The organism is Dyella ginsengisoli (assembly GCF_044904665.1).
In the GTDB taxonomy this organism is placed as follows: domain Bacteria; phylum Pseudomonadota; class Gammaproteobacteria; order Xanthomonadales; family Rhodanobacteraceae; genus Dyella_A; species Dyella_A ginsengisoli.
In genome coordinates, this window is record NZ_JADIKM010000003.1 from 581,993 (window position 1) to 593,528 (window position 11,536).

An 11,536-nucleotide genomic window follows, 5' to 3' on the forward strand; every position below is an offset into this window, starting at 1 on the left:
TGGGTCAGGCGACTCGATCAGCTTCCGTGAACCGAGTGCCGTTGAAAAATGGGGAACCCGGTGACGCCGGGCGAGGGTGGGGCGGCGCTCCCGGATAGCGACGGCCGGCGAAAGTCCGCCCGCGGTAGCGGCCTCCTTCGGGGAGGTCATCGGGACGATCGTCTCGACTGCGAACATCGTTGCCTCCGGACAGGGCAGGCCGAGTTGCGACGGGGCTGGCGGCTGCTCGCATACCGTCGCGGCCCATGCACGTTAGTCCGCGCTATGCCGCGGGGGAATTCGTTTGTTCCGATTCGATCGATAGCCACAGGCTATGCTGCAGCGCACGGATCGACTAGGACAATCGTGCGTCCGCTTGCACGATATCCGCGTGCGTCGACCGGCGTGTGTCAGCCGGCATTGCACCGGTGGCCAGGATCAGCCCAGCGCCTTGAGCCGGTATAGCTCTTCCAGCGCCTCGCGCGGGGACAGTGCGTCGGGATCGACGTCCGCCAGCCGCTGTTCAAGCGCCGACGGCGTTGGCGGGGCGAACAGCCCCAGCTGCGGCGAGACTTCCTCGCGGCGCGGCACGGCGCCGCCCGGGTGCATGCCTTTTTCCAGCTGGGCCAGCGTACGACGGGCATCGGCGATCACGGGCTTGGGCAGGCCGGCCAGCGCGGCCACCTGCAGGCCGAAGCTGCGGTTGGCCGGACCGTCTTTCACGGCATGCATGAACACCAGTTGGTCGCCGTACTCGACAGCGTCCAGATGCACGTTGGCAATGCCGGGGTATTCGCCGGCCAGCTCGGTCAACTCGAAATAGTGCGTGGCGAACAGCGTCCAGGCGCGGCAGTGGGTGCTCAGGTGGACCGCGCTGGCGCGGGCCAGCGCGAGGCCGTCGTAGGTGCTGGTACCGCGGCCGACCTCGTCCATCAGCACCAGGCTGTGCTCGGTGGCGTTGTGCAGGATGTTGGCCGTCTCGCTCATCTCCACCATGAAGGTGGATTGGCCGCGCGAGAGATCGTCGCCGGCGCCGATGCGGGTGAAGATGCGGTCGACCGGCCCGATTGTCGCTGCACTCGCAGGCACGTAACTGCCGATGTGCGCCAGCAGCACGATCAGCGCATTCTGGCGCATGTAGGTGCTCTTGCCGCCCATGTTGGGGCCGGTGATCACCAGCATGCGGCGGGCGTCGTCGAGCATCAGGTCGTTCGGCTCGAACGGCTCGTCGCGCACCTTCTCCACCACCGGGTGGCGGCCGCGCTCGATGGCGATGCCGGGCTCGTCGGTGAGTGCGGGCGCGGCCCAGTCCAGCGCTTCGGCGCGTTCTGCCAGGGTGGCCAGCACGTCCAGCTCGGCGATCGCCGAGGCGGCGGCCTTCAGCGGTTCGAGCTTTTCGATGAGCTGGTCGAGCAGCGCTTCGTACAGCGCGCGCTCGCGCATCAGCGAGCGCTCCTTGGCCGAGAGCACCTTGTCCTCGAAGCTCTTCAGCTCCTCGGTGATGTAACGCTCGGCGTTCTTGGTGGTCTGGCGGCGCGTGTAGTGTGTCGGCGCCTTGTCCGACTGCCCCTTGCTGATCTCGATGTAGTAACCGTGCACGCGGTTGTAGCCGACCTTCAGCGTGGCGATGCCGCTGGCGGCCTTCTCGCGTTCCTCCAGCTCGACCAGGTACTGGTCCGCATGGGTGGAGAGTCGGCGCAGCTCGTCCAGTTCGGCGTCGTAGCCGTCGGCGATGACGCCGCCGTCGCGCTGCAGCGCGGGCGGCTGCGCGACCACGGCTCGGGCCAGCCAGGCGGCGGTATCGGCGTGGTCGCCGATGCGCTCGACCAGCGCGTGCAACAGCGGGCTGTCCAGCGCGGCGATCTGACCGCGCAGCTCGGGCGCGGCGGCGAGGCCGTCGCGCAGGGTCGAAAGATCGCGCGGCCGCGCCGAGCGCAGCGCCACGCGGGCCAGAATGCGTTCCAGGTCGCCGATGCCGCGCAGCGTCTCGCGCAGGCTCAGGTGGCACCGGCTGTCGATCAGCAGGCCGAGCGCCTGATGGCGCTGGCGCAGCACCGCACGCGAGCGCAGCGGCCGGTTCAGCCAGCGACGCAGCAGGCGCGCACCCATCGGTGTGACCGTCTCGTCCAGCACGCCGAGCAGGGTGTGTTCGGTGCGGCCGCTGGGGTGGGTATCCAGCTCCAGGTTGCGGCGGGTGGCGGCGTCCAGCGCGATGGTCTCGCTGGCGCTTTCCACCGCCATGCCGGTGAGGTGCGGCAGCGCGCTCTTCTGGGTTTCCTCGACGTAGCCGAGCAGGCAGCCGGCGGCGGCCACCGCCAGCGGCAGCTTGTCGACGCCGAAGCCGCCGAGGTCACGCGTGCCGAAGAAACGGTTCAGTTCGCGCCGCGCTGCATCGCTGTCGAAATGCCACGGCGGACGCTTGCGCAGGCCGGGCAGGGCGCTGACCAGCTTGGGCCAGGCCACGTTCTCGTCGATCAGCGTTTCGGCCGGCTGCAACCGCGCCAGTTCCGCGGCCAGCGCTTCGGCGGTGGGCACTTCGCTGAGCAGGAAGCGGCCGCTGGACAGATCCACCCACGCCAGCCCGTAGGCGCCGCCCGGGCCGGCGGCGATCGCCAGCAGCAGGTTGTCGCGGCGTTCCTCCAGCAGTGCGGCGTCAGTCACCGTGCCGGGAGTGACGATGCGCACCACCTTGCGCTCGACGATGCCCTTGGCCAGCGCCGGGTCGCCGATCTGTTCGCAGATCGCCACCGACTCCCCCAGCTTCACCAGCCGTGCCAGGTAGTTTTCCACCGCGTGATAGGGCACGCCGGCCATCGGGATCGGCGCGCCGGCCGACGCGCCGCGCTGGGTCAGCGTGATGTCGAGCAGTCGCGCCGCCTTGCGGGCGTCGTCGTAGAACAGCTCGTAGAAGTCGCCCATGCGGAAGAACAGCAGCACGTCGGGGTGCGCCGCCTTCGCCGAGAGGTACTGGCGCATCAGCGGCGTGTGCTGGGAAAGATCGTCGTGGCTCATGCGTGGGGCGGGTCTTGGCTCGGTCGCGCGGAACGGGTAGAACGGAGGGCTTCGCGCCGGATGCGGCGCTTCGTTCAAGCACGGGAGTCTCGCATGGAGTCGTCGTCCGTTCCTACCGATGCGCAGCTGCGCGAGCTCGCCGAGGGCGTCGCCGTCCTGATGCGCGAACGCAAGCTGATGCTGGTGACGGCCGAATCGTGCACCGGCGGCTTCATCGCCAAGGTGCTCACCGACTTGCCCGGCAGCTCGGCCTGGTTCGACGCTGGCGTGGTCACCTACAGCTACGAGGCGAAGGAGGCGCTGCTGGGGGTCAATCCGCGCACGCTCGAACGCACCGGCGCAGTGAGCGAGGAGACCGTGCTGGAGATGGTGTCCGGTGCGCTGGCGCGCTTTGGCGCTGGCGCCGCCGTGGCGGTGACCGGTATCGCCGGCCCCTCCGGCGGCACCGAGGGCAAGCCGGTCGGTACCGTGTGGATCGGCTGGAAGCGGCGTGGCGGTTATGCCCACGCGCGGCTGTTCCATTTCCAGGGCGATCGCGACGCGATCCGCCGCCAGACCGTGGCCGCGGCCCTCGACGGCTTGGGCAAGGAACTGACGGACTGAGCTGGCGCGTGCCGATCGCCGGGCGCGCTGTCGCGCCCACGGGAACGGCTTGACCGGTATGGGATACTCGCCCTCCGGCCTATCGCAGCCCGTGAGATTGCCTCGGCGCATCATGCGGGCTTGCTCCTCCAGCCACCCCTTTTCACAGCTACCGCAGGATTCCCACGATGGATGACAACAAGCGCAAGGCGCTCGCCTCGGCTCTCGGCCAGATCGAAAAGCAGTTCGGCAAGGGCGCCGTGATGCGCCTCGGCGACCGCGTGAACGAGGCCATCGAGACGGTCTCCACCGGCTCGCTGGGCCTGGACATCGCGCTGGGCATCGGCGGCCTGCCGCGCGGTCGCGTAGTCGAGATCTACGGTCCGGAATCCTCGGGCAAGACCACGCTCACCCTGCAGGTGATCGCCAACTGTCAGAAGAACGGCGGCACTGCAGCGTTCGTCGACGCCGAGCACGCGCTCGATCCGACCTATGCGGAAAAGCTTGGCGTGAACCTGGACGATCTGCTGATCTCGCAGCCCGACACCGGCGAGCAGGCGCTGGAAATCGCCGACATGCTGGTGCGCTCCAACGCGGTGGACGTGGTGGTGGTCGACTCGGTCGCCGCGCTCACGCCCAAGGCGGAAATCGAGGGCGAGATGGGCGATTCGCACGTGGGCCTGCACGCCCGCCTGATGAGCCAGGCGCTGCGCAAGCTCACCGCCAACATCAAGAAGTCCGGCACCCTGGTGATCTTCATCAACCAGATCCGCATGAAGATCGGCGTGATGTTCGGCAGCCCCGAGACCACCACCGGCGGCAACGCGCTGAAGTTCTATGCCTCGGTGCGCCTGGACATCCGCCGCACCGGCGCGGTGAAGAAGGGCGACGAGGTGATCGGCTCGGAGACCCGCGTGAAGGTGGTCAAGAACAAGGTGGCGCCGCCGTTCCGCCAGGCCGAGTTCGAGATCCTCTACGGCGAGGGCACTTCGCGCGAGGGCGAGATCATCGAGCTGGGCGTGCGCGAGAACCTGATCGACAAGTCTGGCGCCTGGTACAGCTACAACGGCGAGCGCATTGGCCAGGGCAAGGAGAACGTGCGCCAGTTCCTGCGCGACAACCCGGCCATCGCCAACGAGATCGACCAGCAGCTGCGCGCCCGCCTGCTGGTCAGCGGCAAGGCCGCCCCGGCCGCCGCCGAAGAGGCGGTCGACGCCGACGCCTGATGCGGAGTGATCCGCGCCCAGCGTTCCGGCACGGATGAAGCGGCGCAACGACAACGATCGCCCCAAGCCCAGCGCCTATGACAAGGCGCTGGGCTTGTTGGCGCGTCGTGAACAGTCGCGGCGGGAGCTGAAGCGCAAGCTGGGGCAGGGCGGCTACGAGCCGGACGAGGCCACTGCCGCCCTCGATCGGCTGGGTGAGCAGCGCTACCAGGACGACGAGCGCTTCGCCGGCATGCTGGTGCGCAATCGCGCCGGTCAGGGCTACGGCCCGGTGCGCATCCGCATGGAACTGAAGACCCACGGCGTCGACGACGCCACCATCCGCGAGCTGCTGGAGGATGCCGACACCGACTGGCTGGCCAGCGCCGCCGGCCAGCTGCGCAAGCGCTACGGCGGCAAGCCCGCCGCGGACCACGCCGAACGCGCCAAACGGGCGCAGTTCCTCTTGCGTCGCGGCTTTTCCGCCGCCACAGTACGAAATGTTACCCACGCCGAAGTGGATGACGCCGACGACGACTGACGTATCGGTTGACGCGGCGTCGCCGCGGCGTGGCCTTGTTTCAGCCATCGGATTTTTCGATGGCCTCATCGCCAGAAGCCCGCATGAAAACCGCTGATATCCGTACCGCCTTCCTCGAATTCTTCCGCGCCAAGGACCACGCGATCGTGCCGTCCGCCTCGCTGGTACCGTCCAGCGACCCGACGCTGCTGTTCACCAACTCGGGCATGGTGCCGTTCAAGAACGTGTTCCTGGGCAGCGAGAAGCTGCCGTACGTGCGTGCGGCTGACGTCCAGCGCTGCCTGCGCGCCGGCGGCAAGCACAACGACCTGGATGCCGTGGGCTATACCGCGCGCCACCACACCTTCTTCGAGATGCTGGGCAACTGGTCCTTCGGCGACTACTTCAAGCGCGAGGCGATCGTGTGGGCGTGGGAGCTGCTCACCGACGTCCTCAAGCTGCCGACGGACAAGCTGTGGGTCACCGTCTACCACACCGATGACGAAGCCTTCGACATCTGGAACAAGGAGGTCGGCGTGCCGGCCGAGCGCATCGTGCGTATCGGCGACAACAAGGGCGCGCCGTTCGCCTCGGACAACTTCTGGCAGATGGCCGACACCGGTCCCTGCGGCCCGTGCACCGAGATCTTCTACGACCACGGCCCCGACGTGGCCGGCGGCCCACCCGGCTCGCCGGACGAGGACGGCGACCGCTACATCGAGATCTGGAACCTGGTGTTCATGCAGTTCGATCGCGCGCCGGACGGCACGCTCTCGCCGCTGCCGGCGCCGTGCGTGGACACCGGCATGGGTCTGGAACGCCTCGCAGCCGTGCTGCAGCACGTGCATTCGAACTACGAGATCGACCTGTTCGAGCACCTGATCCGCAAGGCCGGCGAATTCACCGCGACCAAGGATCTGGCGAACAAGTCGCTGCGGGTGATCGCCGACCACATCCGCGCCTGCTCGTTCCTGATCGTCGATGGTGTGCTGCCGTCCAACGAAGGTCGCGGCTACGTGCTGCGCCGGATCATCCGCCGCGCCTTGCGCCACGGCTGGATGTTGGGCGTGCGCGGCGATTTCTTCTGGAAGATGGTGGCGCCGCTGGTGGTCGAGATGGGGGACGCCTATCCGGAGCTGGCATCGAAGCGGGCTTTCATCGAAGACGCGCTGCGTACCGAGGAGCAGCGCTTCGGCGAGACGCTGGAGCACGGCATGCGCGTGTTCGACGAGGTGGCCGGCAGGTCCGGGACGACGATCCCGGGCGTCGACGCGTTCCGCCTCTACGACACCTATGGTTTTCCGGTCGACCTCACCGCCGACATCGCGCGCGAGCGCGGCATGGAAGTCGACATGGCCGGCTTCGAGCAGGCCATGAATGAGCAGCGCGAGCGCGCCCGCGCCGCCGGCAAGTTCGAGGCCAAGGGCCTGATGCCGGCCGATCTCGCCAGCCAGCTGCAGCCCACCGCGTTTCTCGGTTACGACGCGCTTCGGGCCGAGGGCGCGAAGGTGGTCGGCATCGTGCGCGGCGGCAAGCAGTTCGATCAGCTGGCCCAGGGCGAGGAAGGGCTGGTCATCCTAGATCGCACGCCGTTCTATGCCGAGTCTGGCGGCCAGGTGGGCGATACCGGTGCACTGGCGGCTGCGGCCGGTCGCTTCGAGGTATCCGACACGCTCAAGATGGGGGGCGTGTTCTTCGGCCATGCCGGCACGTGGCGCGGCGTTCAGCCGCTGCGTCGTGGCGATATCGTGACCGCGCAGGTGGACGAGGCGCGCCGGCAATCGGTCGTGTTGAACCATTCGGCCACCCATTTGCTGCACGCGGCGTTGCGCAAGGTGCTTGGTGACCACGTCACGCAGAAGGGCTCGCTGGTGGCACCGGAGCGACTGCGCTTCGACTTCGCCCACTTCAAGCCGATGAGCCGCGAGGAGCTGGCCGAGGTCGAGGCGCTGGTCAATGCCGAGGTGCGCCGTAATGCACCGGCCGAGGTCCATAACATGGGCTACGACGAGGCGATCGCCTTCGGTGCCATGGCGCTGTTCGGCGAGAAATACGGTGACGAAGTGCGCGTGCTCAAGATGGGCGAATTCTCCACCGAGCTGTGCGGCGGCACGCACGTGGGGCGTACCGGCGATATCGGGCTGTTCAAGATTGTCAGCGAGGCCGGCGTGGCCTCCGGCGTGCGCCGCATCGAGGCGGTTACCGGAGCCGGCGCGCTGGCCTACGTGGCAGACGAGGAGCGTCGACTGGGCGAATTGGCACACCTGCTCTCGGGCAATGGCGATGAGGTGGTCGACAAGCTGCGCCAGTTGTTCGACAAGCAGAAGAAGCTGGAGCGCGAACTGGAATCCCTGCGTGCCAAGGCGGCAGGTTCAGCCACGGCCGACCTGGCCAGCTCGGCGCAGGTGGTCGACGGCATCAAGGTGGTCGCCGCGCGGCTGGAGGGGCTCGATGCCAAGGCCCTGCGCGACAGCATCGACCAGCTCAAGCAGCAGCTGGGCGACTGCGTGGTGCTGCTGGCCGGTGCGGCGGACGGTCGCGCCTCCCTGGTGGCCGGCGTGCACGGCAAGGCGCTGGGTCGCATCAAGGCCGGCGACGTGGTGGCCCATGTCGCTGCCCAGATCGACGGCAAGGGCGGCGGGCGGCCGGACATGGCGCAGGGCGGCGGCAACGATGCCCCGCAGTTGCCCGATCTGTTGAGTGCCTTGCCGGCGTGGGTCGGCGAGCGCCTGGCCGGCTGATTCCTGGACGCTGAACGGTGGCGCTTTCAACCAAAGGCTGATTGCGCGGCTCGGCGACGCTCGGCTAGTATCAACGGATTGCCAGTACCACTCGTTGCGGTGGTACTGCCTGCCAAGACAAGTTGTTCGCCTTGGCTGAAGCCGGGGAAGGCGGAAAGGCCTTCGACGGAAACTGTCGTCGAACTGTTGGCGGACTCAGGGGTGAGGTCTCGTCAGTCAGATGGCCTGTAACCACACCATTTTATGGAGTAGCAAATCATGTTGATTCTGACCCGCCGGGTCGGTGAAACCCTGATGATCGGTGACGAGGTGACCGTTACCGTTCTCGGCGTCAAGGGCAACCAGGTGCGTATCGGCATCAATGCGCCCAAGAACGTCTCGGTGCATCGCGAAGAAATTTATCAGCGGATCAAGGGCGAGAACGAGTCCGGCAACGCAGGTTCGGGCGAGAACACCGCCGAGTAAGCACACAAGGCTTTACCTCGACCGCGTCGGTCAGTATCCTTGCCGGCTCTGCAGCAATGCGGACAAATACGGAGAGATGCCCGAGAGGCCGAAGGGGCTCCCCTGCTAAGGGAGTATAGGGTCAAAAGCCTTATCGAGGGTTCGAATCCCTCTCTCTCCGCCAGTTACGCAAAACGCCCCTTCGTGGGGCGTTTTGCGTTTTCGGAATGCTGTTTCCGGCTCGCGCAATACAGGTGTCGCAGCTCGTATTTCGCTCAGGAGATGGGCAGGCCCGACAGTTCGACAGCGTGGCGGGACACACGCAGCAGTGAGCCCTGCTCATACCAGTCGCCCAGCACGATGCGCTCGACCGTTTGGCCGTCCAGATCGAAGTGATGGATGCCCGGACGGTGCGTGTGGCCATGAATCAGCCGGGTGACGCCGGCGCTGCGCATGGCTTCGGCGACTGCATCGGCATTGACGTCCATGATGGCTTCCCCGGTGCTGCCGGTATGTGCACGGCTGTCCTCACGGGCCTTGGCGGCAAAAGCACGACGGGCATCGAGCGGCATGCCCAGAATCTGCGCCTGCCACTGCGGCTGACGCACCTGCCTGCGGACGGCCTGGTACGCGATGTCATCGGTGCACAGCACGTCGCCATGCATCAGCAACGTGCGGCGCCCCTCGATGTCATGCACCGTGCCGTCGTCGAGCAGGGTCAGGCCGGCGCGGCGTGCGAACGACTCGCCAAGCAAGAAGTCGCGGTTGCCCGCCATGAAGTACACCGGAACACCGGCGTCGTTCACCGCGCGTGTGGCGGCCGCGATCCGAGCCGGCAACTGCGCATCGTCGTCATCGCCGATCCAGGCTTCCACGAGATCGCCCAGGATGTACAGCGCTTGGGCCGAGCGCACTTCCGGGCCGGCGAGCAAACGTTCGAAAAGAGTGGTGATGTGCGGCCGGCTGTCGTCCAGGTGCAGGTCGGAAATGAGCAGAGTTGCCATCGCGTCAGCGCTTGCCACCGGACTTGGCCTTGGTGGTCGGCTTGGCCCGCGTGCCGGAGGCTGCAGACGTTGCCTTGGCGTCCATGGCGCTGGGTGAGGGCTCACCCACGACCTCGGCGCCGGTGATCACCACGATGGGATTGGGTACGTCACCCGCAAACGGGCCGAGCGCGTGGGTCGGCAGGGCGGCGATCTTGTCGACCACGTCCATCCCTTTGACAACCTTGCCGAATACGGCATAGCCCCAGGTCAGGCCGCTCTGGCTGCCGACAAAATCCAGCCGGCGGTTGTCCACGAGGTTGAAGAAGAACTGCGAGGTACCGGAATTGGGATCGGCGCCGCGCGCCACCGCCACCGTGCCGCGCAGGTTGGACAGCCCATTGTCCGCCTCGCTGGCGATCGCCGGGCGAGTGCGCCGGGGCTGCAGGTCGCGGGTGTAGAGGCCACCCTGGACGAGATAACCCGGAATGGCGCGATGGAACACCGTGCCTGCATAGAAGCCGTCACGCACGTACTGGAGGAAATTGGCCACGCTTTTCGGCGACTTGTCCGGATACAGCTCCATCGTGATGTCGCCTTGAGTCGTGTGCAGAACCACCTGGGGCGCAGGCGCCGGTGGAGGCGAAGCATCCTTCGATGCGCTTTGCGCATTCAGCACGACCGGAGCGACCAACAGCAAGGAGAGCAGGCAGGTTTTGAACATGGGACTCGCGCACGCAAGGGATTCCCCATGATACGCGGCCGAGATGATTCGGGTGCATTGCGGCGTGCACGAGAAGTGAAGGATTGCTAGCATGTTTTTGCGGCTGCGCAGGGGCAGCTGTGGAGATGCCACATGCAAACGATGAATGCGCACTTCGCGTTGCGACGCGGAATGCGGTTGTTTGCAGGGATGCTGGGTAATCGCAAGGACTCGCCTGTATCGCCAGAGGCGGTCATGGTTCGAAATGATCTTGTTTCCTGGTGTTCCGAGGCACGAACCCGTCGAGGCGATGAGATGGCCAGGCGGCAGGGGATGGAGTCGATGGCCGACGGGTAAAGTGGCCGGCGGGTACTCCCGCGGATGTGCCTGCAAGGGCGGCGGCCGGTCAATCAGCCCGACCTCCGCGCACGCCGGATGTAGGCATGTTCTGACGACGGCATCGACGCCTTGATGGCAATCTGACAGGGCGGCCTGCGTGGCCGCGCTGCGGCAAGTCCGGGGCTTGGCCGCTATCGACAGCTTTCAAAGAGCCAGGGCAGGTAGGCCCGGGCTGTCAGTCGGCGCGAAGGCGCCTATCATGCAGCAGGCGCTCGCTTGCCTCTGCAGCCATCACCCAAGGAGGGTATGAAGTGATCAATATTGTCTTGGTGGACGATCACGAGCTGGTGCGAACCGGCTTCCGGATGATCCTGCAGCAGCAGCCGGACATCCGTATTCGCGGCGAAGCGGGAACTGCGGAGGAGGGCCTTCGCCTGATCCGCACGCTGGCTCCGGATATCGCGCTGGTGGATGTGCATATGCCCGGCATGAGTGGCATCGAGCTCACCGAGCGTGTGGTCCGGTCCAAGCTGCATACCCACATTGTCATCGTGACGGTGGTGGACGACGCGCGCTTTCCCAAGCGCCTGCTGGACGCGGGCGCGCTGGGTTATCTCACCAAGGGATGTTCGGCCGAAGAGCTGCTGGCGGCGGTACGGCAGGTGGCCACCGGTCGTCGTTACCTCGCACCTGCCGTGGCCCAGCAACTGGCGCTTGCCACGCTGGATGGAACCGAGTCGCCGTTCGATACGCTTTCCAGCCGTGAGCTGGAGGTTGCGATGATGCTGGTGCGGGGCAAACCGCTGACGCTCATCGGCGAACAGCTCAACCTCAGCCCGAAGACGGTTTCCACTTACAAGCAGCGCCTGATGGAAAAGCTCAACGTTGATCACGTGATCAGCCTCGCGCACCTGATGGCGGTGCATGGGCTGATCGATACCGCCAACCAGCAGCACGCCAGCGCCTGACAGGCTTCGATGAGCACAAAAAAACCGGGCTGTGCCCGGTTTTTTTGTGCTTCTGGCGTT

At 66.6% G+C, this 11,536-nt stretch carries 9 protein-coding genes and 1 tRNA gene; 7 read left to right on the top strand and 3 right to left on the bottom strand.

Annotation, left to right across the window (positions count from 1 at the left end; genetic code table 11):
- Window positions 1-417 precede the first annotated feature (417 nt).
- Entirely contained in the window at window positions 418-2,991 is a 2,574-nt protein-coding gene (gene mutS, locus ISP17_RS12955) for a DNA mismatch repair protein MutS (protein WP_404633768.1), read from the bottom strand.
- Between the two features lie 93 nt (window positions 2,992-3,084).
- Here mutS and ISP17_RS12960 point away from each other — a divergent pair, with 93 nt between their 5' ends.
- The 6 genes from ISP17_RS12960 to ISP17_RS12985 all read left to right on the top strand — a co-directional run bounded on the left by ISP17_RS12960 (window position 3,085) and on the right by ISP17_RS12985 (window position 8,667).
- On the top strand, window positions 3,085-3,594 hold the full coding sequence (locus ISP17_RS12960; protein ID WP_404633770.1) for a CinA family protein: 510 nt from the start codon (window positions 3,085-3,087) through the stop codon (window positions 3,592-3,594).
- A 167-nt stretch (window positions 3,595-3,761) separates the two neighbouring features.
- Window positions 3,762-4,799: a recombinase RecA gene (gene recA, locus ISP17_RS12965; RefSeq protein WP_404633772.1), complete on the top strand. Its 1,038-nt coding sequence runs from the start codon at window positions 3,762-3,764 to the stop codon at window positions 4,797-4,799.
- Window positions 4,800-4,833: 34 nt separating this feature from the next.
- On the top strand, window positions 4,834-5,319 hold the full coding sequence (locus tag ISP17_RS12970) for a regulatory protein RecX (protein ID WP_404633774.1): 486 nt from the start codon (window positions 4,834-4,836) through the stop codon (window positions 5,317-5,319).
- 83 nt (window positions 5,320-5,402) lie between these two features.
- On the top strand, window positions 5,403-8,039 hold the full coding sequence (gene alaS / locus ISP17_RS12975; protein ID WP_404633776.1) for an alanine--tRNA ligase: 2,637 nt from the start codon (window positions 5,403-5,405) through the stop codon (window positions 8,037-8,039).
- A gap of 258 nt (window positions 8,040-8,297) precedes the next feature.
- Window positions 8,298-8,504 carry a carbon storage regulator CsrA gene (gene csrA, locus ISP17_RS12980; protein WP_404633778.1) on the top strand — a complete coding sequence of 69 codons (207 nt, stop codon included), beginning with the start codon at window positions 8,298-8,300 and terminating at the stop codon, window positions 8,502-8,504.
- Window positions 8,505-8,574: 70 nt separating this feature from the next.
- Window positions 8,575-8,667, top strand: a tRNA-Ser gene (locus ISP17_RS12985).
- A 91-nt stretch (window positions 8,668-8,758) separates the two neighbouring features.
- Here the strand turns inward: ISP17_RS12985 and ISP17_RS12990 are convergent.
- Window positions 8,759-9,487 carry a UDP-2,3-diacylglucosamine diphosphatase gene (locus ISP17_RS12990; protein ID WP_404633780.1) on the bottom strand — a complete coding sequence of 243 codons (729 nt, stop codon included), beginning with the start codon at window positions 9,485-9,487 and terminating at the stop codon, window positions 8,759-8,761.
- 4 nt (window positions 9,488-9,491) lie between these two features.
- On the bottom strand, window positions 9,492-10,190 hold the full coding sequence (locus tag ISP17_RS12995) for a peptidylprolyl isomerase (RefSeq protein ID WP_404634310.1): 699 nt from the start codon (window positions 10,188-10,190) through the stop codon (window positions 9,492-9,494).
- A 629-nt stretch (window positions 10,191-10,819) separates the two neighbouring features.
- On the opposite strand from ISP17_RS12995, the gene ISP17_RS13000 reads away from it, so the two are divergent.
- On the top strand, window positions 10,820-11,476 hold the full coding sequence (locus ISP17_RS13000) for a response regulator (protein ID WP_404633782.1): 657 nt from the start codon (window positions 10,820-10,822) through the stop codon (window positions 11,474-11,476).
- Window positions 11,477-11,536: the final 60 nt, after the last annotated feature.